This is a genomic window from Flavobacterium xanthum (assembly GCF_900142695.1).
Lineage (GTDB): Bacteria > Bacteroidota > Bacteroidia > Flavobacteriales > Flavobacteriaceae > Flavobacterium > Flavobacterium xanthum.
In genome coordinates this window covers 1-25,427 of record NZ_FRBU01000044.1, presented here as the reverse complement: position 1 = coordinate 25,427, position 25,427 = coordinate 1, and the positions used below count along the sequence as shown (strand labels likewise).

Here is a 25,427-nt window from a genome sequence, read left to right as displayed (position 1 = left end):
CTCAAACAAGATGGGATAATTTATCGGCATACCTATTAGATGGTAACTTGCAAATAGATAATAATCTGGTGGAAAATGCAATCAGACCAGTGGCCCTGGGTAGAAAGAATTATCTTTTTGCCGGATCGCACGATGCTGCTCAAAGAGCGGCTATGGCCTATACCTTTTTTTCTAACTGCAAAAAGCATAACGTAAATCCTTTTGAGTGGCTAAAATATACCCTTGAGAATATCCAATCTATAAACCACAAGAATATTAAAGACCTGTATCCCCACAATTACAAGCAGCTAGCGGAATCTAAACCATTGTAAAATTACGCTCCTATCATTAATCTTATTGAACTAAACAATATGTAGTTGCTCGGGTGGATACAAACGAAGGGTATCTTCAAGTAGATGAGACTACCATCAAGGTGTTAGACGATAAGAAAAAAGACAAAACACATCTAGGTTATTATTGGGTGTATCATGCCCCCATATCCAAGCTGGTGCTGTTCAATTACAGTCCTACTCGTGCAAGTAGTGCTGCATTAGCTGTTTTGCAACACTTTAAAGGGTATCTGCAAACTGACGGCTATGCGGGTTACAAAGCGTATGGGAAAAAATCAGATGTTACTCATCTGGGCTGTTGGGCACATGCGCGTCGTGAATTTGAAAGAGCATTAGATAATGATAAGCAAAAGGCACAGTATGTTTTAATTGAAATACAAAAGCTATATGCGGTGGAGCGCAAAGCAAAAGAACAAAACCATATGCCTGAGCAAATCAAAGAGCTGAGACTTAGGGAAAGTTTACCTATTATAAACGAACTAGGGAAATGGATGTTTTTACAAATCAAATTAACGTTGCCAAAAAGTCAGATTGGTAAAGCCATTGCATACTCGCAAACAAGATGGGATAATCTATCAGCATATCTATTAGATGGTAACTTACAAATAGATAATAATCTAATAGAAAATGCAATCAGACCAGTTGCCCTTGGTAGAAAGAATTACCTTTTTGCTGGATCACACCCTGCGGCTCAAAGAGCGGCTATGGCTTATACCTTTTTTGCTAACTGCAAAAAGCATGGTGTTAATCCATACTCTTGGCTAAAATACACCCTGGTGAATATCCAGTCAATAAACCACAAGAATATTAAAGACCTGTATCCCCACAATTACAAGCAACTAGCGGAATCTAAACCATTGTAAAATTACGCTCCTATCATTAATCTTATTGAACTAAACAATATGTAGTTGCTCGGGTGGATACCTGTAAGGTGCCATTAATTGTTTGAATAATACTGTCTCTGTGTTTATCAAGGGATAGTATTGTCTAAAAAAAATGCTCAATACCCCCATTCCGTATGACTTACAGGCAATCTATTCAATTCTTCTTTTACTGCTGCCCAATTGGGTAAAAAACTATTCATCAAAGCCACAAACCGTGTATTGTGGTTTCGTTCCAATAAATGCGTCATTTCATGAATAATGATATATTCCAGACATATTGCAGGTTTTTTTGCCAATTCCAGATTTAGCCAAATCCGTTGTGCTTCAATGTTACAAGTACCCCATTTGGTTTTCATTTTTTTTATTCCAAAATCATTTACTTTCACACCCATAATTGGTTCCCATTTAGCAATATATTTTGGGACTAATTCTTTGAGTTGTGTTCTATACCACTCTTCTAGGATTTCTTTTCTTTTTGCTGTATTGGTTTCGGGTCTAATATACAATTCGAGGGTATTATGTTTTAGCTTTACAGTTGGAACAGCATTATGTTCCATCACCTTCATCAAATACCTTTTACCCAAATAATAATGACTTTCTTTGGTTAGGTATTCCCGCGCTGCTTCCCGTTTTTGCGCTTTTATTTTTGCCTGCTGTTTTCGAATCCAACTTAACTTTGAAATAGCATAAATGCGAATGGTGTCTAATTCCATTCTATTAGGTGCGGCAATTTTTACCTGACCAAAAGGCGGATACACGCTCAGATGGACGTTTTTTATATCCTTCTGAGTCACTTCAACGGTAATGTCCCCTAGATGAATCTCTTGCATTTAATATTCCTTTTGATTGACAATGATTTGGAAAATACGTTCTACCTCTCCGTCATTATTCAGCAATCCAAATAATGCTTTTTTGATGTTTCTTTCCTTTACCAAATCTCCTCTAAAGTTATCTTGTTTACTGTACAATACCGCTTCATCACATGCCATAGCTAATTCGGCATCCTGATTCAAATTATTATACAATGCACGTTGCGATTGGGTCGTCAGTATTTTTGGCACATCATCTTTCTTGCCTTCGTTTACTTTCTTGGTTAAACTGGCAATTTTTACCAGATAATCACCATACGATAAGGCTTGGTTTTTTCTTTCGTGAATAATTGCGGTTAGCAACGTAGACATTTCTTCAAAAAAAGCAGGATCAATCAAATGATCTCTTATGATTTTTTGGCGCACATTGTTTTCTATGGTTTCTGCAACGGCTTGTTGGTTGGATTTGATTCCAGTGGGTAATGAATTGATGGCTTCAGAAATTCCTGAATTCACAATTAAATCTAGTAATGGAATATCTCCAAAAGGGGAAACAATCGTAGATTCCTCCGCTTGAATATAATGGTCAATTAAATGGCGCATATCCGCTTCATAGGTTTTTAAATCCAGAGTTTCTCCACTATGAATTCGTATTTCTTCTCTCAATTTCAAATAGAAATCCAAACGGTTTTTGATGTGTGTACATTCTTTTTCGTTATAACCGGCTTCTTCCATGTCGGCTACAATATTGGCGTACGCTCTTATGAAAGTCACGGTTCCCTTATACAAAGCGGTTCTTTGTGGTTCACGCTCTTTTAAATCGGATTCTAGCTCTGAATTGCCGCAAAAATAATGAAAGTACTGCAATTGTCCTTTTGGCGGGGCAACTGGCTCGCAAATCATTTCTAACTCTTCCAAAGCGTTGTCCAGTCGTTCTCTTCCCATTTTGAGACGGTCTTTCAATAGGACTTCGCAATCTTCTTGATTAAAAGTTTCCGTGTCCAGTTCTGATGTATAGACATTGATAGCATCAGACACATTTTCGAAAAGGTTTTTATAATCGACAATGTACCCAAAGGTTTTATCATCAGTATCCAAACGGTTTACCCTGCAAATGGCCTGGAAAAGCGTATGGTCTTGCATGAATTTATCAATATACAAATAAGTACAAGGAGGTGCGTCAAATCCTGTCAATAATTTAGAAACCACAATGAGCAGTTTCATGTTGGCAGGTTCGTCTCTAAATTTTGCTTTGGCGTTATCCTCGTAGGTTTCAGTTTTGGTTTGATTGGCATTGGCAGATACTTTTTCGAGTAAATCAGAATAGATTTTATAAATGTATTCTTTGTCAGTTTCCGTATTAGCTCCTGTGTCTTCGGTAGTGATATCTCTGGTGGCGGGATTATAGGAAGTAATTACAGCGCATTTCCCTTTTAACTCCGTTCTGTTGAATAATTCAAAATATTTGCAGGCTTCATAAATGCTAGAAGCCACTAATAAGGCATTTCCTTTTTCAGAAGACAATCTGGGTTTTGTGCTAAAATCAAAAAGGATATCACTTACCACTTTTTCCATTCTGGAACGGGAGCTCAATACGTTTTGCATCGTTCCCCATTTTTTTTTGAGTTCTGATCGTTGAAAGTCATTCAATCCTTTGGTTTTGGCTTCAAACCAAGCATCTACTTTTGCAGGAGAAGATAATTTCTGGTCGATGTCTCGACCTTCATACACCAAATCTTTTACCACTTCATCTTCTACCGCTTCATTGAATTTGTAGGTATGAATATAAGAACCAAAAACTTCCAATGTCGTTTTCTTGTCTTGTTTTAATAATGGAGTTCCTGTAAACCCAACAAAAATGGCATTTTGCAACATGGTCTTCATCACTAGATGCAATTTACCGCTTTGTGTACGGTGGCATTCATCCACAAAAACATACAATTCACCAATGGTTTGCACCGGGTTTTCTTCCAGTTCTGTGATGAAATCCTCAAAGTTGTCTTCACTTTTTTTGCCAAATTTATGCACTAATGAACACAATAATCTTGGCAAAGGCTGGGTCAACTGTTGCAGTAATTCCCGTCCGCTTCCTGTTCTTTTTATAGGTTCTCCTGCATCATTAAACACGCGCTCTATTTGTTTGTCCAGCTCGGTTCTGTCGGTTAGGATTATCACTCTGGCATTGGCATTGTTTTCCAAAATCCATTTAGCGAGCATCACCATCATGATACTTTTTCCAGAACCTTGGGTGTGCCAAATAATTCCGCCTTCCTTCTTGTGGATGCGTTCCTGCGATGCTTTCAACGCAAAATATTGGTGGGGGCGAGGCAGTTTTTTTACACCCGCATCAAATAAAACACAGTTATAAATAACATCTAAAAAACGTTCTTTATTACAAAGCTTTTTCAGGTATTTGTCTATTTTGAGTTCGGTGTTATCCAGCTCGTCTTCTTTCCAGTTGAGGAAGTACTTTTCTTTGGTCTGAATCGTTCCGTAACGCAAGCCCTGAGTATCATTTCCTGCCATGACAAACTGTACGGTAGCAAAAAAAGACTGAATAAACCCATCTTGTTGGTTGGTTATATTCTGGCGAATTCCTTCTGCCAAATCAATCATACCGCGTTTGAGTTCTAAAACGCCCAACGCAATCCCATTAACATAGACTACAATATCAGGACGTTTGTCCCGATTGCCTTTTATGGTCACTTCTTCGGCAATGGCAAAATCATTGTTGGCCCAATTTTTCCAGTCTATCACCTGAACGGTGATGTAATTGGTACCAACGTCTTCTTTTACTTTTACACCATATCGAAGCATGGCATATATTTTTTTATTCTTTAGGTACAAATCATCGCTAAAACTATCTGCCACTTGTTTGAGTTCATAGATCGCTTTGCTGAACACAGTCACTGAATAGCTTTGTTTGAGCAAATAACTACCCAAATAACTTTCCTCGATATTGCTGTTTTTTTCACGGTCTTCCCAATTGCCATAGTAGGTGTAACCCAACTGTTCTTTGAAGAGTTTGACAATTCGGTTTTGGGAATGACGTTCTATTTGTCCGATGTTATTCATCATTTTTTTGAGCGATTTTATTTTGAGCAATTTCTACTGCTCTATGCAATTTTTCCTGTAATAGTTTTTGGGAAGGTAAAATAGTCAAATAGTCGGCTACTTTGATATTACTTTTATCCAATTGTAATAACTCCACATGTTCTTCATTTTTACCGGTACAAAGTATCAGTCCTATGGGCGTGTTTTCACCTTCCACTTGTTCGTATTTTTCCAAATAACGCAAGTACAATTCCATTTGACCTTTGTTACTGGCTTCAAATTCCCCGATTTTTAAATCGATGGCCACCAAACATTTTAAACGGCGGTGGTAAAAAAGTAAATCGATGTAATAATCCCGATTGTCAATGGTTATTCTTTTTTGACGTGCCATAAAAGCAAAATCGCTACCCAATTCTATGATAAAACGTTGCAGTTCGGCTAAGATCGATGTCTCCAAATCTTTCTCGGAATAGGTGTCTTTTAAACCTAAAAAATCCAAGAAATATGGGTCACGAAAAACCAAATCCGGGCTTAGCATTTTTTCGTTTTTGAGCAATTCCAAATCGTTGATGATGGTTTCTTCGGGTTTTTTGCTGATGGCGGTACGTTCATAAAGCATCGATTGGATGCGTTCTCTAAAAGTGCGAACACTCCATTTTTCATGTACACACATTTGAATATAAAACTCTCTTTTTATATTGTCTTGGATAGGGATAAGTGCTAAAATATGTGTCCAACTCAATTGTCGTATCAGTGATACGACAATCTTTTCGTTCAAAAAAGTATTTGCAAACTGCATCATATTGAATAGATTACGCCTAGAAAATCCTTTGCCGTATTCGAGTGTTAATTGTGCAGACAGTGATTGCACAATTTGTTCTCCATATTCTGCACGATTATTTTGTAAAACTTCCTGATTGATTCTTGCGCCTATTTTCCAGTACAACATACTCATGGTGGCATTAACCGTGATGGCAATTTGTTGTTTGCTTTGCTCGATCAGCAGTTTAATATCAGAAGCAACTGGAGATAGGTTGTTGATTTCTTTAGACATGCTTTATGGTTTTAAAATTTCAGTTTTAGGAATGGCATTTTATTTGTTTGAGATTATTAATTAGTTAATTCTAAATAATCATTAATTATTATCTCCATTTCGTTTTGATGTCTTATCGCTATTTCATTGTTCCAACTATCATTTTCGTATATTAAATCCATTTTTAAAGAATCCAGTTTTATGCGATTGTTATTTACAAAGCGTTGTTTTTTCTCGTTAAAAGGCAAATTGCTGTACTCAGAATTTATACTTCTTGAAACTAATGAAAGATTTCCAAAATTATTAAGCATTTCTTCTGTAACAGTATTGGTATCTGTTGTTTTTTGGGTTTGCGGTGAAATATGTTCTACAGAGTTTTTAGCGGTCATTTTAAAATACTTCCATCTATCACCTTTAGTTGATGAAAATTTTTCCCAAAGAATATATTCTAGTTTATAAAACCAATAATGTGGAAACGCGACTCCTAATGCATCATTAGCATCTTTAATTTTCAATATTTCAGTACTTAAATTAGTTTCATAGTCTTCATTTATAATAAATTCTCGAGTACGTGAAGACAAAGAACCTTGTACTGAAGAGCAAAACAAATGATTGTCTAACTTTTTTAAATAATTATATCCATTTTGCCCATTATGTTTTAATAGATAATTCAGGTACGGAGTAAGCCAATAATGGGTTGTAATTTGTTGAGAATGATACAACATACTTTGAAGCAAGGCTTCTCCTTCATTTGTAGTTGGTTGTCTTCTTCTCAGATAATAATTATTCTTGCTTTCATATTTTTCTAATTTGCATATTAGATGAGTTTCGCTATCTTCTTGACGAACCCATTTAATAATATGCTTATCAAATAAATATCTAACACTCCAAAGCAACTCGATGAAAGACTTTATATCTGTATCTTTTCTATCTGGTGTAAAAAAACTATTTGTAAATATTTTTAGTAATTCTTTATCGAGAATTTTAGGAATGTCATTTTCTTCTTTCTCAGCTAAAAAAATTCGTAAAGTATGCTGAAGTAACATTGGAAATGAGATTATACTTCTTACTTCATCAGCCTCATACTCATCTATATCGGAACTTGTTTGTTGTTCATAGGTTTCTGAGGAGTTTAAAATATAAGAAAGGCTAAGTGAGCTAAAGCTATCATTTTGTATTGAATTAATTACGTCCAATAAATTTGAGGGTTTGGCAAGTTTTTCTTCTCCTTCTTTGGACGGATTATTTTCATACAAATCCTGAATTCGTATTTTGGCAATGTCTCTAATGTTTTTTTCAATATAGCTTTCCATGTAAGAGCAAGCATCCCATATATGGCTGTATTTTAGTCTTTCATCGGAAGGTATTTTATTTATTAGTTGTGATTTTAGTATTTCGTGATGTTGTAATTGTACACCTCTGTTATTAATGATTTCAAATAGTTTATTTAAATCAGTTTGAAATGGCACTTCAGTAAAAATTAATTTTACTTTTTCATTAATAAAAGTTGCTATTTCAAGTGATTTCCCTGCTTGTTCTAAATCAAATTGCTCTTTAAATTTAGTAATTAAAGACAATGCATTTACAATTTGAGATGTAGCTCCCTTAACAGTAATGTTATTAATATATTCCTTGAAAAAAAGATAAATATCGTCACGAATAGCAAAAGTAACTCTATGTCTGCTTTTCTGTTTTTCATTTCTTTCTACAAATGGCGTCAGATCACCACCAAATATAATCGATATCATCCATAAAGTAGTGAACCTTTGTTGACCATCAATTAAATCATATACTTTACCATTGTCTAAAGTATCGTTTTTGACAACCAAAACACCACCTAAATAAAATAATTCCTTGCCATCGGAAAAAGCGGTTTCAATATCCTCTAGTAAGGTCTTTATTTGATCTTCTTCCCATACATATAAACGCTGGTAAATAGGTATGTTAAAGAAAAATTGGTTTTCTTCTACTTCTTTTAAAGTTATAAGTGTTGAATTAATGTTCATTTCGAATTCAATTTTGTATTAATAAAATTTTCATTAATCCAGTTATGTTTTTGGTTAAAATCAGATTTATCATAATACCCTAAGACATTTTGTTTATACCAACCTTGTACTCCTTTACCACTTTTTATTTTTTCATTAGAATAAACAGCTCTTGTATTGTTGATTTTTTTTAAGAATAGAATTACTTCTTCTGTACGGAATGCTTGGCTAATTACATCAAGTAAGTTATTGTCTGATTCTTTCAAAAATTTTAAAGGAGCTTCTTTAAAAATATACTGTTTTTCAATTCGAATGGCCCCTAAAACGTGGTCTAGCCAAAGGCAATATTCTAATAATTTTTCGCTTCCAAATTTATCATAATACATTACAGTAGACAACACATACAATTCTTTGAGATAGAGCGATACATTAGACCATACCTGGTTATAGAATACTCTAAAAGCTTTAATTTCATTGTCTTTTAAATCTTTATCAACCAAAAGTAAACGAACCAAATCAGCATATTTTTCAGCAAAAAGGAAAAAACCTAGCCCATCACTTATAGGTTGCCTTAAAGTAAAAGGTAAATGAGCACTATTGTTACTTGATTCAATATTTGCGGGTTGTATTGTGTAACCTTGATTGACTTTTATTGTTAGTTTTTTGCCTAATGTATTGTTGGCATTTGGATATAAAGGTATAGTAACAGAGCTTTGATTAGGTAGCGTGTTTTTTTGAAATTCATTCAAAACTTCATTATCATTTTCCCTATAAATAACACGTTGACCACGCCAAACTCTTGACCTCCAAAGGAACTGGTGAAATAATTCTGCGGTATAATCTTTCTTTTGTCCAAATAATGTGTTGTAGGATTGTATTTTTTCCCACCTGCTGGCACAGTTTATTTGTATGTCTAAATACTCTGCATTTCCAATGGACCTTAAATGATATGCTTTCAATAAATCCGTTGGATTTAATTTTACTCCCCGATTGTTTTGTGTGTCGAAAAAAGTAAATGCCATATCTTCTTCAAGAGTAGTAATACAAGTTAGGTTAATATTGGAGAACAAAAAATCAGCCTTGTCCTTCCACTGTTCTTTAATTCCGTCAAACAGCAATTGTGTTTTTTTTATATTAAGCGTTGAAAGAGGCGAATGGTATTCCATTGTCATTTTGTCGCCATCAGTAAACTTACCGTTGAGTACAAAATATAAAATACTTAATGTTGTAAGACGTTGTTGTCCATCAATAATAAATAATTTTTGTTTTTGATTGTGTTGGTGTAAAAGCACATTGCCCATATAGTAACACAAACCTTTAGGGTCTTTTAAATACTCTGTTAAGTCATTTATCAATTCTTGAACTTTATCTTCACCCCAAACATAAGGGCGTTGATAGGTATCAATCCCGATGGGAAAAATGGCTTCTTTGGTAAATAACTCAAGAAAACTACAAACAGTTACTTTTACATCTTGCTCTTTCATATTAGTCTTATCCTCCCCGTTAACAACTCCTGCATCATCCCCAACTTGATCTTTTTATATTTTTCTAATTTGGCTTCTAATGCCGTCAACTCTGCATCCATATCCGAAAGTATTGTGGCGATGCGGGTTTGTTCTTCTGGTGATTGAGGAAAATAAATGTCAAATGATTTTAGTGTAGCATTTGTTAGTTGATTTATTGTCGCACCCATATTTTCATCAATTTGAATTTGTATGTAATTAGATAAAAAATAATGGTAGATGTATTTATTATATTGACTTCTAATTATAGACATAAATGCTCCAAACGCTTGACCTTCATTCTTTTTGTCAATCAAAGCGCATTTTCCGATTAACTGTTTACTACCATTTCTAACGCATACAAGTATGTCATTTTCTTTAACAATTACTCGTTGTGGTAAATCCATTTCAACAAATACATTATTTTCAAATGCCAATTTATTATTTTGAATATTTGAGCTTCTCAAAACTAATGTTCCATGGTCTCTAACATCATTTGGCGAGTATGTTAATCCTATAATTACATCGCAAACTTCCCCCAACTTCTTCACTTCCCAACCTTCTTTTGGTTTCAAAAGTTCTTGCATGGCTCCTTGTTTGATGTCTCGTTTTTTGGCGATGAGTTTTTCTAAAGCCGTAATCAAACCATCTGCATCGGATAGGGCAGTGGCAATAGCAGTTTGTTCGGCTATTGTTGGAATTGGAATTGAAATATATTGTAATTGACTTGCACTTATATGTACAACAGCATCTCCTTGACCTTTACTTGCTTTTTGTTTTTGAATAAATGGAGCATTTAATAAAAAACCTAAATAAAGAGGCGATTGATTAATTGGAGATAAAATAACAATATCACCACCCGCGTATGCTTCAAAGTCATTTACGAATGCAACATTTTTACCAATATCTTCTTTTGTCTCTCCTGAACCAGCAAATAAAATATCACCATATTTTAATTTTCGAGATGTAAGTGAAATATCTCTTGAAATAAAAGAGTAAAATTGCTTTACATAATCATTATGTCTAGTATATAATTCTCCATATCTAACGCATGGGATGTCTCCACTTTGTGCGTCATCTTTTCTAATTCCTTGACCTTTAGAAAACTTTCCTATTTCTCCCAAACTTTTAACCTCCCAATCCTCAGGAATCACTCCAATCTCCGTTTGTTTGTAACCTGTTCTTAATTCCATACCAATCCCATTTTTGCTAAATGTGCGTTTACTTTTTCTTCCAGTAGTTCCACTACACTTTTTAGTTGTGGCATTGGGTTAGCGTAACGGTTGGCCAGTTCGGTAATGCGTTGGGTCAATCCTTGGCTTACGCGTTCCATTTCGGTGGTAATGGCAACATCCAAAACCTGCATCCATTTGTGCTCTACCACCAATGTTTTTATTTCGGTTTCGGTTAGAGTTGGGTATTTGGCAATCACGTTTTTCTCTAAGGCTTTCAACGTTATTTTCAAGTCGGCATTTATTTTGCTGTCCTGTTCCAAGAGTTTCAGGTAGGTTTCGCATACTGCCAATTCTTCTTTGGGTGCTTTTTCTATCTTTTTCTCTTTGAGTAATTTGGTGACTTCGGCTTTGTTTATTTTGTCTAAATTACCAAATAATCCGCCTTCGGCTCCGTGTTCTTCTTCGAGCTCGGTTTTGGTGGCTTGTCCTGCTTCTTTTTTGGCATTCAAATCATCAATAGCGTTTTGTTCTTTGGCAAAATAATGCGCAATCAATAAATGGGGTGGGATCAATCGGCCTTCCAATCCGTCGAGTCCTTCCACGTCTTTACGCACGGTTTCTTTCTTGCTGTTTTTACTTTCTTTAGCCAAACGGTTTACTTCGTTACCGGCTTTCCATCCATCGGTAGCCAATACATAAATATCGTCTTGCATGGTTTCGCTCCAATAGGTCATCAGGTGTTGGTAGACATCGTATTGGTCTATCAAGGCGCGATTGTCATACGTATGCAACAAGGCTTCGGCAGTGGTATGGATTACTTCTTTTGGTCGGCAACCTGCTTCCAGGTTTTTGAGCTGGATGGTGGTTCGAGTCTTCCAGTTTTCAAAAACCGTTTTCAAATCATTGGTAAACGAAAGAAATTCAGGATGGGTGAAAATGGTATTTTTTAATTGCGAAGCTTCCACAGCCAATTCCGAATAAATGGAATTAGTAATGGGCTTGAACAAAGCATTTTTTAAGGTTGGATATACTTTCCAATAGGTATTAAGTTTTACAATATCTGCATTGGGAATTCCTCCTTTGAGGTGTGCCAAGATATCTTGTATGTCTTCGGTTTCCTGACTGTCTATGTATCTTGGGATGTTGAGGTTGTAATCGTTTTTAGGATCTGCAATTTCGGCAATGGGTACCATGCGACTGTATTTAGGTACCGGAATCTGATTGTTGAATACATCTACAATCTTATGAATGTCTTGGTCACGCAGGCGGTTTTTGTTACCGTCTTTGGCGAAACCTTTACCAGCATCGACCATAAATATCCCTTTGCGGGTGTGCGCATTTTCTTTGTCAATCACAATAATACAAGCTGGAATTCCCGTGCCATAAAACAAGTTGGCAGGCAAACCGATAATTCCTTTTATCAATCCTTTTTTGATGATGTTTTTGCGAATTTCACTTTCTGCATTTCCTCTAAACAAAACACCATGCGGTAAAATGATAGCTCCTTTTCCTGTGCTTTTCAGCGATTTGATAATGTGTAGCAAAAAGGCATAATCACCATTTTTGTCTGGCGGTGTTCCAAAATCCTGAAAACGTCTGTAAATATCATTTTGAGCATCTACACCATTGCCCCAGTTTTTTAAAGAAAAAGGAGGATTGGCTACACAATAATCAAAAGTTTTTAGTTTTCCGTCTTCCTCCCAACGGGGTTTTGCAAGCGTATTGTCTGCCCAAATTGTTCCTGAGGGTTTGTTGTGCAAAATCATGTTCATGCGTGCCAGACCAGCCGTTGCGGTTTCTTTTTCTTGTCCGTACAAAGAGATTTCTTTCTCGGCCTCATCGGCAACTTTTAGTAAAAGCGAGCCCGATCCGCATGTTGGATCGTATGCCGTGGTTTGTGCTGTACTATTGGCATCATTGATCCCAATAATTTTTGCCAGAACCTTACTGACTTCAGCTGGCGTATAGAATTGTCCTTTTGATTTACCCGATTCAGTGGCAAAATGACGCATCAGAAATTCATAGGCATCGCCCAGAATATCATCGCCTTCGGCTTTATTCTTGCTAAAATCCAGCTCTGGTTTGTTGAAAATCAGAATCAATTTAGAGAGCGTGTCTACCATTTCCTTTCCGCTTCCCAGTTTAGAAGGGTCGTTGAAATCAGGAAAATCAGACAGCTTGTTTTCTTCCTTTAGTGGGTTTAGAATTTTCTTATTGATGTCGTCGCCTATGGTATCTTTACCTACCAGAGCCACCATGTCTGCAAAACTGGCTCCTTCTGGAATGAAAATTGGAGCATATTTATCACCAGCATATTTATCGGAGATGTATTTCACGAACAACATCGTGAGTACGTAATCTTTGTATTGAGAAGCGTCCATTCCGCCTCGTAATTCATCACAACTTGCCCAAAGTGAGCTGTATAATTCAGATTTTTTGATTGCCATTATAATATTCTATTCTTAATATTTCGGTTTTTTTGAACTACTGCTTTTCCAATTTTTTATTTGATTGTATGGATTCGTTCTTGTCTTGGCTAAAGTAAAGATTATTTAATTAGTAGAGATAGGGAAAACCGTAAAGGAGTGGAAAAAAGGAAAAAAGATTTTTGAGTATTTTTATCTGAAAGTATCTAAATAATATTGTAATTCATACAAATGGATTAATGCTTCCTCGTTTTTAGGAAGTTGTGCCAATTGAATAAAATTGATGTTTTGAAATAATGATTTTTCACCCAGAAGTTCTTGCAGGATAATATAGATAGCTTGTGTCGCCGTTTTTGTATCGCAAAGTACATTGTAGTTTTTTAGAAAAATGATGATGTCCAGTTTGCCACAGTGTTCATTGTACTTGAGTAGTTTGAATTTGAGTTCGCTAATTTTTAAAGTAATGTCTTGAAAAATGTATGGTTGATCCAAACCATCCATGATTTTATTAATTTCAACAGTTACTTGAATGAAAGCGGTGAATTTCCAACTTTTTAAGAGGGGAGCATTATCCACTAAAGTAATTACCTGATTGAAATACTCTGAGTTACCATTTGCTGTGATAATGAATTCGGGTTTGCTGTTCCCGTTTTTTGGAAAGACAATCAGAAAGTCAATTTCCTTGCAGTAGTAGCTGAGGTTTTTGTTTATCCAAAATGCGATATGCTTTTGGTTTTTAGGCGTTTCGTTAATGATATTTTTTATGGTGTGGTGGTTGTCTTGGAACCAGTTCCAGAAGGTGTTGATGGATTTCATTTTTAGAAGTATTAAGAATTGAGTATTAAGAATTAAGATGAGTTCCTAAGCCTGTGCTTCGACTTTACTCAGCACTAGCTATTTTTTTAGCGTTTATCTTTGGCGGTTTTGTCATAGGCGATCAGATTTACCATTTCGCGTAGTCGGCTCCGGACTCTATTGCCGTAATGGGTTTCTATTTCGGAAGCAGAGAGGTTTGTTGTGATGTGAGTTAGTAGTTTTTTGGAAGAGAATAAATCGTAGCGGGATAACAGTATTTCCGCCATGACGTTGCATTCATTTCCGAAATATTTCAGATTGTTCTCTGTACCTAGATCATCGAAACAGATTGTTTTGGGCTCAGATACGTAGAGCTTGCCTTTGCTGTACTTGTGGATAATTTCATAGCCATCCTGGATAAATTCGAAACTGATGTCCCGGCATGGTTTTACTGAAAATTTGTGTTCGATAGGAGTGAGGTGTTTCATGATATTCATTAAAGAAGTTTTACCACAACCCACTGGACCACTTAGCATAATTCCCTTGTTGAGGTTGATATTGAATTGAAAACAAGTTTGCTCATCTTTTAGAAAATAGGAAATGAGTTTGTAAATTATGGGATAGTCCGTTTCTAGGATTTTGAAATGAGTGCCATACAATTCCACTCCTTTTTTTTCAAGCCAAACGATTACTTGATCGTAGTTGTACTCGGATTTTATTTCTGTTTCCATAGTGTTTTTTTAACCGCAAAGACCGCAAAGAGCGCAAAGATTGACGCAAGGTTCGCTAGGGTTTCTTAAAGAGTTTAGAATAGTTTAGAACCTGTCCCTCGACTGCGCTCGGGATGACAATTCGGGTTAAAGTGGTTCTGAATAGTCTTTGTCTGTTCCGGTGTTGAGTTGCCTTGATCGGTTTGCGGGTTCTATTTCTGTATTGTATTTGAAATTAGGTGCGTTTAAAATCCAGTTTTGTGCTGCAGCTTGCCAATCAATCATGGGTGTTTTTCCACCAACGAGCCAACCGTTGCTTGAGAAATAATTGAAAAACTTATTGGCTTCGATTTCCGGAAAATTATTTTCGACGAAATAGGATTTGACATCTTCGATTTTTGGAGTAATTACTTTTTCTTTTTTGACGGAACTTTTTTGCCGACTGTTTGAAGTGTGCTCCGCATCGTAGTCGGCGAATGCCAGAATTGACGATTCAGGTTTTCTTTCAACAAAATGGTCTGGCATTTCTTTTTCTTCTTTTTTGCCGGAAATTTTTTCTTCTTTTAAATTTTTAGTTTCATTTTTAAAAATGATATTATCTTTAATTTGAAAATTTTGTGCTTGCTGGATTCCGTTTACACTCTTTAAATCGTTTGAAATGTTTGGTATGTTTGTATTGTTTATATAAGATACCAGTGCTTGTTCAGTGCCAGTCTCACTACTAGTACAAGACTTGTTCACTACTTGTTCATCGACTAGTTCAAAAATAGGTTCATTTTTTGGTACTGTTATTTTTTCGCTTTTTGGGATTGGTTTTAAATCGTCTGAGAAATTGAAGAGGTAGACGTGGCTTCCTTTGAATGGATTGTATGATGGTTCGTAGTTTACATAGCCCAATGAATGTAAATTTTTAAGGCATTTATGGTAGGTCGCTTTTGAACTGATTTTGCTAATTCTCATTAATTCATCCCGAGAAATACTGATTGGATTTTTGAACCGATTGCAATTCCAGAATTGAAATAACGACATGTATAAACTGACGTGTGTTGGATTGAGTGCTTTATCTACAGCTACTTTTTCAAAAAATCCTGTTAGGTGTTTTATGTAATTCATTTTTTTTTTGCGTGAATGGTGAAAAGTGAAAGGTGAAAAGGAAGAATTGAGGATTGAACAATTCGGCAAGTTCACTGTGAAATGAAAAGTTAAATGGATTTTATTTGAAAAGAGTAGGTTGTGCATGGATCTTGTTTCCATTTAATAATTTATCAATGGTATCATTATCATAGTACATGATTCCACCAATTTTAGTGTATGTTAAGGTTCCATTAATGCGGAGGTTTTGGAGAGTACCTGGGGAGATGTTAAAAAGCTTTCTGACTTCTGTAGATTTTAGCCACTTTTTGGCCTGCTGGTTCTTGCCTTTGAGTATTTCTTTAATATCTTCTAAAAGAGATTTGTGAAATTGATTTAGGTCTTCTTTTGTAAGGATTTCGATTGCCATAACTTATGTTTTAGGTTGTTATGATACAAAAGTGTTGGTATTGGTTGATTTTATATCACAAGTGGTTCACAAGTTGTGAAAGAAAAAAGGGGTTTTTATTTTGAAATGGTTGTGGTTATTGACTTTTTTTATTAAATCAACTATTTTGATTTTAATGAATTTTTTCTTTTGCCTTGATGCAAAAGAAAGAAAAGATCAAACCTGAAAATCAAAAGCTTGAAAACTACCACGAAGTTCCGTTCCGCAGCCGCAGCCGTTCGTCCTCAACTCGCGGACTGCTGCCATTTCACTTCTTCGTTGTTTTGCTATGCTTTTTATTTAAGGGCGGGGAGAGGAGGTTGCAATTGAACGTTTATTGGTTTAGTGCTGTTTTTGTTTATTAAGAGATTCTTTTTCTTTTGTCTTGCGCAGTCGATTTTGGATGTCTTGTTATTATTTATGAATGTTGTTGGTTTTTTAATTCACTGATGAAGTAGGTGGGAGAGAGGCCTGTTTGATTTTTGAATGCTCGTGTAAAGTTTTGGGTAGAACCGAAACCAGCTTCGTCAGCTAATGCCTCATTTTTGTAATTGCGGTATAGGTTTTCGTTTTTGAGTAACTCTACAATATGTTCAATCTTCAGATAGGTGATATATTCGACGATTCCTTTTTTTCGATAGCGTGTAATAATTTTAGAAGCGTATTTTGTATTGGTGTTTAATAATGAAGCCATTTTTGCCAAATTCATGTCTTTTTCGAGGTACTTTTTATTGCGCTCAAATTTTTCTAGATTTTTTAGAACAGCTGTAATTAGTTCAGGATTGATATCGAGTTCTTTACTGGTATTGTTTGAAACCAATGATTGGATGGTTTCGGGTTTGCGATTCATTAATTCTTCAAATAATCTTTTATTTTTATAGTGTCTGTACACTAGTATTACAATGATTGCTGTCATTATGGTAATTATAATGGTCCAGTGGTGTTCAATGTTTCTTTGAGTTTGAATTAAATTTTTTGTGTCGTATTCTTTGTGTATTTTCCCTGAAAGGTATTTATAATCCTTAATCAAAACTTGGTCAACTTTTAAAAGGGCTGTGACATAATATAACTCTAATTCTTTGTCGTTTTGTTCCTGATAGTAATGAATTAATAGTTCATAAGCTTCCCGTAAATCAGGGCGTATGTACTTTTGTTTTTGGAATGCCTCATCTATCTTTTTTAAGTAGGGTAATGCCTTTTCCTGCAATTTTAGGGCCCAATAGCTTTTACCGATGAAAAAATAGGCCGTCGTTTCGTTTGTAAGGTCTTTAGTCTCTTTCAAAGCAGGCAGTACCTTTGTCAACTTCTTTATTGCGTCAGGATAATTGTGTTTGAAATATTGATTTACGCCTTCAGAATGGATGAAGTAGGATTGCATTTCTAGGTTTTTAAAACGCAGACCTTCACTTTGCCCCAGCTGATTCATCTGGCTGCATAACTTATATTTACCTGTGCGGTTGTAAGAAAGCCCTAAAGAATGAAGTGTATTCAGATACGCACGGCTATTTTCTTCCTTGAAATACCCAAGACATTCTTTAAATAATGCTATTGCCTCATCGTAAAACCCAAGGTAATATTTGATCTGAGCAATGCCATATTTTACTTTGTAGATTTGGTATTGATTGTTTGTTTTCGAAATGTATTCATCCGCTATCAGGTAGTTGTCGAGTGCTTTCATGTGCTGTTTACTATCATATAGTATAACCCCTTTTGTCATGTAGCCCGATCCGATTAATGCGAAATCAGCTGTTTTTTTTGCCGCTATCAGCATACGATCGGCATATATAAGTTGTAGTTTTTTGTCGCTTGTATAAATTAAGGCTTTATAGGATTGGGCCATTTGTCCGTAATTTCTCTCCCGTTTTGCCTTAGCTAACCATGATTGTGCATACAGACTTTCTTTGATACTGTCCCTTTCCTCATAAAGTATGTTTTTACTAAAATATTCATAGTCTTTAGTTGAAAGACTATCCGGAATAACAAAATTATTTTGTTGTGGGTATGCATTATAATACAGACATAACCATATTATAAGTAAGTATTTTTTCGTCATATTTCTAAGAGATTGGGGGGCTTACTGATTAGAAAACATAAGATTAATGTCTTTGAGACTGTATTTTGTAAAATAAATGTAGCTAAAATAATGTAATTGATTACAAGAATTACCCTTATTAAGGATTCTTTCGTTTACTTGAGTCTAACTTGCTGTTTATTTGGATTTTAGAGTAAAATGTAGTGTGTTCAATTCGGGAATTACATATCATAGATTCCCGAATTGAACAGCTATTGGCTTGCCGGAGAGGAAAGGGGCCATTAGTTTTGCCTTGAATTCAAACGGTTTTGTTATGAGCAAAACCACCATCAAAATTGTTCAGATTATCCCGGGAGAAATGAACTGATTAAAAAGTAATCAGTAACATTTAAAACATTATCAAAAATGAAAAAATTCTATTCAGGTTTTAGTACATTAATTTGTTTGGCCGTCCTTTTTGCACTTGCTTCCTGTACAACCGATAGTCCTCTTGTAGCGGGCGATACTGTAGGTAAGTCAGATATGAAGAACGAAAATCCTTATTATACCACCAAGAAGGGGGATACAGTGCTCGCTACGGAAAGTTTATCGACTAATACAGTTACAATGCAGGCAGATGAAACCGTTGATCCAGACTGGAAAAAGCTTATCACCCATTTTACAGGAACTACAGGGAGCAACGAGTAGTTGAATCCAGGTTTAAGATAGGAGTTATTACAATCAAAGCTAGAAGGCTGCTCATTTTAGTGTGAGCAGCTTTTTTTTAATTTTCATCTGCATCATCCATGCGGATTATGAGTTTGTTTTTGAGTGTATTCATAAATTTTGTCCTATCGGATTTCCTGTTGCGGATTTCCAAAAAAACCCTGTTGAATTGGCCCAAGTCTATATCAAAAGCGTATTCAAAATAACTTACTACTTCTTTTAGTCCCGATTTTCCATTATTAAAAACACCTCCTGTATGTAATGCGTAGATTATTTCAATTAATTCAACTTTTGAACCTGTCCATTTCTGTTTTTTGGAAGATAGAATAGTTGGCTGTAGCTGGTCGCTGTTATGCCCTAACTTTGTAATTTCTGATTCTATGTAGGATTTAATTAAATCATTGGCCAAAATTTTTGCCAATTTATAGTCATGTGAAGTTGAGAAACTCTGGTCAGCTTGAAAGTAAAAACTATCCAGTGTGAGTTTAATATCATATTTACCTCTTACAAAATACTTTTTGTCAAGGCATCGATTATTTGTACGGTGGTAGCGGTAAAATTCCTGATTATCTTCGAAGAATGTTTTTAATTTTAATAATTCAGAGTTGTAGTATTTACGAAGTGTTTTTTTTGAACCGTAGGGTTTATTGGTTTCAATATTATAAATTTCGTTATAATAAATGAGCTTTGCAGCAAACATAGGTTTGATATTCCGGAAAAATTCAATCTCCTCATTTTTATCTTGGAATTTGTATTTTATAAAGAAGGTTTTTAGTTTTTCTAAACCCGCAATCATGATTTTTATGGCCTCTTCGTAATAATGAACTGTATGTGTACATTCTACCGGTATCAATTCTAATTGTCGGTCTAATTCCGACTGTAGGGATTGAGAAAATAATTTCATTGCAGGATTTTTAGATTTTGTGATCTTGATTGAATCAGAAACAAATCTATAGGGTGATTGTATTCGGTGCAAATTATCTAGTGTTTGATTCCCGAATTGAATAGTGAAATTCCCGAATTGCATACTAGGAATATTATCATAATTTAAATTGATTGATTAAAAAAAAATACCACTATATTTACTACAAATCATTATAAAACAGCATGGTTGAAATTGCCAAAGTTAAAACAGAACTTTTATTAGAAGAGACAAAAACAAGTGGTCATGCACCATTGAAGTTTATTTGTAATGATGGTAATCTCTATTACTGTAAATACTTAGTCGATTTTGACCCAAATGAAATTAATTGTCTTGCTTATGAAATAGTTTCCCATTATCTATTGAAAACTTTAAATATACCAACCCCAGATATTGCTTTGGTTCAAATTTCCGAAGGAACTTTGGATAAAAGTAAAATTATAAAAAATAGACGACTTCGTGTAAACTATACTTGTTTTGGATCTAAAGGAATAGATCCTTCAGAAGAAATTAACGAATTTGAAACTTGTAGCAATAAAAGAGATTACAGTCGAATTGTAAATCCAGAAGACGTCATTAAAATAGCCCTTTTTGATTTATGGATTAATAATGTAGATAGAGGACGGTTTATCAATCCAGGATTTAATTATAATCTTTTGGCTGTTAGATTTGGTAATAAACGTAAAATAATGGCATTTGATCATGCTTTTGTTTTTGGTGGCGTAGCACAAATAGGCGTTTTTAATTCAAAAATGCCTTTCGAAAATCAAGATAAATTTCATCAATCGGATTTTTATAAGAGCTTTATTAGCTATATGGACGAAGAAGAAATAATTAAAATTGTTGATAATTTCATACCTTTGTTGAAAATTTCCCATATTGAGGTTATTGATGCTGTTATTTATCAATTACCTGATATATGGAAATTAGCGCCTAATTTAGCGAACCGAATACAAGAATATTTGTTTTGTGAAGAACGAATTGAAAAAGTAAAAGCGGTTATATTGAACAGTAAATCTATTTATTAAAATGAAAACATTTTTTAGCATAGTCAGTATTCAAACCAATCCTATTTCCTCGGAAAAAGTGGTTATGGGCGTATTGGCTATTACCGAAAATGAGATTTATTTTGATTATTCTAAAAACAAATTGGGATTACTAGATAAATTGGCTCCTACCAAAATAGGGATTGGAAGCATGGCTAAAAATGCCTTGCAGCAAATAAAGCAAAAAGTTACTGAGGCTAACAAAGCACTGACTAAAGATCAAAAGAAATTAGTGTTTGAAAAATCGATTTTCTCTAAAGATTATATTTCTTATTTGAATAAATACAATAATGGAATTTTGTTTTTTTCGGAACCTGCTTCTTTATCTTTTGATTTTACTGCCGAGAAATTCATGCAGTACTATTACAACTTTGTAGGTGAAATGGTAGCCATCGAAACTAAAAAAGAAATGGTGACTTTTGCCAAAAAGATAAAACCTGCTTTTGAAAAAGAAGGTCTCGACGAAAAAGCGGATTTAAAATTTACTTTTGACCCTTTTACTTTCAATGGTATCCTAAAAGAAACACACATACCGTTGATTACCAAGAATGGAGCAATTAGTGCCATTCAAATCGTTGATTTTAGTTTAGGAGAGCAAACGGTGGTTCATCATTTGTATGAAACAAAAATTTTGCAACAGGTTTTGAATGTCTTTGCTATAAAAGCCAAAACTGCAGTCAATAAAATTAAAATTGCATTTGAGGAGCCAAATGAAGGTACATTGCAGCACGAATTGTTTGATTTGAGTTTTCAAAATTACAAAGACGATTTTGATTTTATTACACCAGATAAATTAGAAAAAGAAACAGACATAATTAGCAACTCCAACAATATTAAATTCTCTGAATTTATTTTGACTTTAGAATTTTAAAAAGGGCTTTTCAGCCCTTTCTTTTATACAAGACGTTTTCTATTATTGTGCTGTTCCTCTTTTAACCGCACTTCACTCATTGCGCTAACTATTGTGTGTAAATCCAAGCGGTCTGGTTTATAGCTATCTACGTTATAAACGCTCTGTTTTATCATTCTAAATACATGGTGCTCGATGCAATCGAGCACCAGAACTGTGGGCAAATGAGCACCAGCGGGAGCCAAAATGTTGTTGCAAACGAGGACGAGAGGGAGTTGTACGTTTCTCATTCATAATCACCGAATGCAATTTAGCGCGATCGGGAATAATGATCAAATTGTTTTAGAAATAGATTTAAATTGATTTTGATTTGTGGATGAGCGAGACGCTCGCATTAATGGGCTAAAAATATCAAACCTATTGGGATTTATGTTCTTCAATTAAATTAATAATTGTTTCGTTGATACTACATATTTCATTAAAATCCAATTTAAACCATTCTCCTCTCGTGCGATTTTTTTTGTATATTTTGTGAAGTTCTTTTTCAATTTTTTTATCACATTGCCAAGCTTTTAATAAAGCTACATTTGGTTGCTTAGATTGCAACGTTCTTTCTCTATATTTAGGGTTTTTACTTTGTCCAATTTTAAAAGTAAAGTCATCGCAATTCATCATTATATATACATATTCCACATCAGGAGCTAAATTTGTATAATTTTCTGTTTCTAAAAAACTTCTATAAAAATTTACTCGATTGTAAGTTTTTATAACTTCTATTTCTGAAGGCGAAAATAAGAATCCTTTTCCTGATTTTTGAAAATCTGTTGTAGTGACTGTAACGATATCTTTTGCTTCAAGAAATGTTCTTAGCTGATGTATAAATGTATTATAAACCGATAGAACTTCTAGCTTTTTATTAATTTTGGTAATTTCCAATGAAAAGAGAAGTAAAATATTATAAAAATTATTTTCTTTGAATTTTAATTCTAGCATGTACCCCGGATGTTCATGTGAAAATTGAACGTACACAAATTGTATTTCATAAGATTGTTCAAAATTCGCTGATAAAGCAAAACATTCATTTGTAAGCCCTCTAACGACATTACCAATTTCTAGATTATCTTTTGCCCATTGCCTAATAGTTTCAAATTTGAGATTAAATAATTTACTGTCGAATTCATTATTCAAATCTGTTCTCATTGAATTGGTTCTTTAAGGTGTAGTTTTTTTGACTTATACTGAAGTGTAATCGATTCATGAAAAATAATAAGTTTCATCTGTTTTTAAGCACAGTTCTTTGTTAGGTGATGTTCATTCTTTCAATTTAAACTCAATATCACATATAATTTTATACACATTTTCAAAAAAAACCAATGCATCTGTCTTAGACGAACGATCTTGTTGTAATTGCGCTATGGCTGGAGAAGTTTTAGTGATATCAATTATTCTTGTAATTTTAACATCTTCATTATTAATTAAATTATTTTTTACTTCTGAAAAATTAAAGAGAAAGCCGGAAAAGAATTGTGGTAAGTCTTTATTTATGACTGAAGTTTGAGCGTGCGAATATGCATCCCTTAATGATTTGGCCTTTTCATTTAAATATTGGAATTGAGCTGAAGAAATTAGTCCTTTACTTTTCGCAAGTGATACTGTCTTTGGCAATTTTAAATGATCAAATTGACTATGTGCATGATTTACTGACTTGTTATATTTTTCAAAATCGGAATATGTCAAACCTTTTGTTTCAAACTTAATCAAGGCTATTTTCATCGTACGTTCAAGCAAATGACTTGTTGAATTAATGCTTGCGGTATACAAACCAAATAAAAGACAATTTAAGGCCTCCATTTTCAAAGAATTAATCTCACACATTTCAATTAAGTTGTGATTATAGTACTTTTTAAGTTCATCAAAGTTATGATCAATTCTTTCTGAAAAATGATTTTTTAAATTTTCTTTATTGCTCATAGTTTATTATGAATTTCGTCTAACATTCCCGCGCTTGGCTACGTTGCCAATCAAAGCGAGCTGCGTTGTTTCGGTGAAGATAAACTTTCTTCGTAATATTGCTTTCCGGTTAGTTAGTATTTGCAATAATCGCTTACTGTGTGTTATGGGAAGTGCTTTTTATACAATTTCTATCTCTTCTTCTCTTAGCCAACCAAAATCTAATAAGTTTTTTTTTAATGTTGTTGAACTATCTGTATAGGCTACAATAGCTAAACTTTCTTTAGCTCTACTACAAGCAACATAGAAAAGTCTTGATGTACGATCTATTCCTGTTTCTTTACCGTCTGCAATATTTTTATTATCTGCTGGAGTTAGTGATTTTGTGCCGAATAACTTATCGTAACTGAACATAAATCCTTTTGCTTCAACATCATCGATAACAACCATTACTCTATCATACTCTAGTCCTTTTACACCTTGATGTGTTCCAAATCCTGAGTTTTCAGATATGTAGTCATTGTATTTTATTATCTCATTAAAATCTGCATTTAATGCAATATCCCAAGCAAGTAATAATTCATCATCTTCCTCTTCTTCCTCTCCAGTTTCAACGAGAGTGATAGAAGATCGTTCTATAGCTAACTTTAAGTCAGCGGGTAATTTGAATAACTTTGAACCATTTATATTGTTTAGTATTTCTAATAATATAGGTGATTTATTGTCATCCCAAAGTTTTAGAAGTTTTTCAACATTAGTGTTAGCTGTTTTTAATATACTGATTTTATCACTTTCGTTTTTGATGTTTTCCTTATCAAAAAAGGGGGATTGCTTTTTAATAATATTAGCTATTTCAAAACTATTATTGCTTTTATGAGCTAGTAATAATGGTAAAATTATTTTAATGAAAAAATTAACTGATGAGGAGCTACCATCTAACAAACCAGTTTTCATTTTATCAACAGAATATAATGGATTAAAAAAAGTCGAGAACCCCATCCTAACAGCAGCCATATGGTGTTCAAGGGTTAGAGTCTTTACAGGAATATATTTTTTATCCTTTGGAATATTTTTGTCTGTCCATTTATCGTCTTCCGTGATTGATGACATTTTCTGTTTAATGGATTCTTCAGTAGATAGTTTATCTAATCCCCTCTGAACGATAAAAAATCTAACAACACCACCTGAATTTTCAATTCTTGGAATTTGCTGTTGTTGATCCCCATCTTCTCTGATTTTGTTGATTAGTTCAATTATTCTAGACTTTGAACGATGATTCATTTGTTTTACCGGCTTCAACCAATCTGGTGGTAAATCTTCTCCTAATTTCTCTTTACCATCACTATAAATACGTTGCATAGTATCACCAAAAAGGCCTAATGAGAATTTTTCTACGTTCAGCGATTGTAATGAAAATAAAGCCTCTATTAGATCTTTTTTGGTATCTTGACTTTCGTCAATTAAAACAATTGGATATTTATTAATTAATATCTGCTTAAACAAATCTTTTGAAGCGATAAAGTGAGAGGCAATTGAAATTACCTCAGCGTGATTTAATGAATCTTTACTTAAATTATCGCCATTAGGATTATAGATAAATTTAGAGTATGCTGCGACCTATTCGCGATGCAACTTTTTTAGAAACTTAAGATAGTTTTTTAAGTTTTCATTTCTATTTTCTAGGCTAAAATCGGAAATAAC

General features: G+C 34.2%; 21 protein-coding genes and 1 pseudogene. 6 read left to right on the top strand and 16 right to left on the bottom strand.

Going from position 1 to position 25,427, the window contains the following annotated elements; translation table 11 throughout:
• Together BUC11_RS14275 and tnpC are read left to right on the top strand one after the other, a co-directional pair.
• Positions 1-311, top strand: a 311-nt coding sequence (locus BUC11_RS14275) for an IS66 family transposase (protein WP_139259424.1), incomplete at its 5' end; no start/stop codon positions are given.
• Positions 312-373: 62 nt separating this feature from the next.
• Positions 374-1,192, top strand: a pseudogene (gene tnpC / locus BUC11_RS14270) (IS66 family transposase); the annotation flags it as partial.
• Between the two features lie 137 nt (positions 1,193-1,329).
• Here tnpC and BUC11_RS14265 read toward each other — a convergent pair.
• The 11 genes from BUC11_RS14265 to BUC11_RS14215 form a co-directional block, all read right to left on the bottom strand.
• Positions 1,330-2,043 (bottom strand): M48 family metallopeptidase, encoded by a 714-nt coding sequence (locus BUC11_RS14265; protein WP_073355143.1) that lies wholly within the window; start codon positions 2,041-2,043, stop codon positions 1,330-1,332.
• Positions 2,044-5,100, bottom strand: coding sequence for a type I restriction endonuclease subunit R (locus BUC11_RS14260; RefSeq protein WP_245793913.1), 3,057 nt, complete (start codon positions 5,098-5,100; stop codon positions 2,044-2,046).
• Positions 5,090-6,130, bottom strand: coding sequence for a PDDEXK nuclease domain-containing protein (locus BUC11_RS14255; protein ID WP_073355140.1), 1,041 nt, complete (start codon positions 6,128-6,130; stop codon positions 5,090-5,092). The genes BUC11_RS14260 and BUC11_RS14255 overlap by 11 nt, the downstream gene beginning before the upstream one ends.
• A 56-nt stretch (positions 6,131-6,186) precedes the next feature.
• Positions 6,187-8,115 (bottom strand): DUF262 domain-containing protein, encoded by a 1,929-nt coding sequence (locus tag BUC11_RS14250; RefSeq protein ID WP_073355139.1) that lies wholly within the window; start codon positions 8,113-8,115, stop codon positions 6,187-6,189.
• On the bottom strand, positions 8,112-9,578 hold the full coding sequence (locus BUC11_RS14245) for a DUF262 domain-containing protein (RefSeq protein ID WP_073355137.1): 1,467 nt from the start codon (positions 9,576-9,578) through the stop codon (positions 8,112-8,114). Before BUC11_RS14245 ends, BUC11_RS14250 begins: the two co-directional genes overlap by 4 nt.
• Positions 9,575-10,789, bottom strand: coding sequence for a restriction endonuclease subunit S (locus BUC11_RS14240; protein WP_073355135.1), 1,215 nt, complete (start codon positions 10,787-10,789; stop codon positions 9,575-9,577). Before BUC11_RS14240 ends, BUC11_RS14245 begins: the two co-directional genes overlap by 4 nt.
• Positions 10,780-13,218: a type I restriction-modification system subunit M gene (locus tag BUC11_RS14235; protein WP_073355133.1), complete on the bottom strand. Its 2,439-nt coding sequence runs from the start codon at positions 13,216-13,218 to the stop codon at positions 10,780-10,782. The genes BUC11_RS14240 and BUC11_RS14235 overlap by 10 nt, the downstream gene beginning before the upstream one ends.
• 171 nt (positions 13,219-13,389) lie before the next feature.
• Positions 13,390-14,013: a hypothetical protein gene (locus tag BUC11_RS14230; RefSeq protein WP_073355129.1), complete on the bottom strand. Its 624-nt coding sequence runs from the start codon at positions 14,011-14,013 to the stop codon at positions 13,390-13,392.
• Between the two features lie 86 nt (positions 14,014-14,099).
• A complete protein-coding gene (locus tag BUC11_RS14225) occupies positions 14,100-14,723 on the bottom strand; it encodes a P-loop NTPase family protein (RefSeq protein WP_073355127.1) in 624 nt (207 codons plus the stop codon).
• A gap of 126 nt (positions 14,724-14,849) precedes the next feature.
• Positions 14,850-15,815, bottom strand: a complete 966-nt coding sequence (locus BUC11_RS14220) for a transcriptional regulator (RefSeq protein ID WP_073355125.1) — start codon at positions 15,813-15,815, stop codon at positions 14,850-14,852.
• A gap of 100 nt (positions 15,816-15,915) precedes the next feature.
• Complete coding sequence (locus BUC11_RS14215) at positions 15,916-16,203, bottom strand: helix-turn-helix domain-containing protein (RefSeq protein WP_073355123.1); 288 nt, start codon at positions 16,201-16,203, stop codon at positions 15,916-15,918.
• A gap of 176 nt (positions 16,204-16,379) precedes the next feature.
• On the opposite strand from BUC11_RS14215, the gene BUC11_RS16835 reads away from it, so the two are divergent.
• Positions 16,380-16,586, top strand: coding sequence for a hypothetical protein (locus BUC11_RS16835; RefSeq protein WP_139259516.1), 207 nt, complete (start codon positions 16,380-16,382; stop codon positions 16,584-16,586).
• A gap of 53 nt (positions 16,587-16,639) precedes the next feature.
• Here BUC11_RS16835 and BUC11_RS14210 read toward each other — a convergent pair whose 3' ends face one another.
• Positions 16,640-18,274: an AraC family transcriptional regulator gene (locus tag BUC11_RS14210; RefSeq protein ID WP_073355121.1), complete on the bottom strand. Its 1,635-nt coding sequence runs from the start codon at positions 18,272-18,274 to the stop codon at positions 16,640-16,642.
• A gap of 384 nt (positions 18,275-18,658) precedes the next feature.
• Between BUC11_RS14210 and BUC11_RS14205 the strand changes: the two genes are divergently transcribed.
• Positions 18,659-18,940 carry a hypothetical protein gene (locus BUC11_RS14205; protein WP_073355119.1) on the top strand — a complete coding sequence of 94 codons (282 nt, stop codon included), beginning with the start codon at positions 18,659-18,661 and terminating at the stop codon, positions 18,938-18,940.
• A gap of 76 nt (positions 18,941-19,016) precedes the next feature.
• Here the strand turns inward: BUC11_RS14205 and BUC11_RS14200 are convergent, their stop codons facing one another.
• Entirely contained in the window at positions 19,017-19,862 is an 846-nt protein-coding gene (locus tag BUC11_RS14200; protein WP_073355145.1) for an RteC domain-containing protein, read from the bottom strand.
• 203 nt (positions 19,863-20,065) lie between these two features.
• Between BUC11_RS14200 and BUC11_RS14195 the strand changes: the two genes are divergently transcribed.
• On the top strand, positions 20,066-20,908 hold the full coding sequence (locus BUC11_RS14195; RefSeq protein ID WP_073355117.1) for a HipA family kinase: 843 nt from the start codon (positions 20,066-20,068) through the stop codon (positions 20,906-20,908).
• A gap of 1 nt (position 20,909) precedes the next feature.
• A complete protein-coding gene (locus BUC11_RS14190) occupies positions 20,910-21,797 on the top strand; it encodes a hypothetical protein (protein ID WP_073355115.1) in 888 nt (295 codons plus the stop codon).
• A 396-nt stretch (positions 21,798-22,193) separates the two neighbouring features.
• Here the strand turns inward: BUC11_RS14190 and BUC11_RS14185 are convergent, their stop codons facing one another.
• The 3 genes from BUC11_RS14185 to BUC11_RS14175 all read right to left on the bottom strand — a co-directional run bounded on the left by BUC11_RS14185 (position 22,194) and on the right by BUC11_RS14175 (position 25,229).
• Positions 22,194-22,976, bottom strand: a complete 783-nt coding sequence (locus tag BUC11_RS14185; protein ID WP_073355114.1) for a GIY-YIG nuclease family protein — start codon at positions 22,974-22,976, stop codon at positions 22,194-22,196.
• A gap of 111 nt (positions 22,977-23,087) precedes the next feature.
• Complete coding sequence (locus BUC11_RS14180) at positions 23,088-23,747, bottom strand: hypothetical protein (protein ID WP_073355112.1); 660 nt, start codon at positions 23,745-23,747, stop codon at positions 23,088-23,090.
• Positions 23,748-23,906: 159 nt separating this feature from the next.
• On the bottom strand, positions 23,907-25,229 hold the full coding sequence (locus tag BUC11_RS14175; protein ID WP_084129682.1) for a hypothetical protein: 1,323 nt from the start codon (positions 25,227-25,229) through the stop codon (positions 23,907-23,909).
• Between the last annotated feature and the right edge of the window lie 198 nt (positions 25,230-25,427).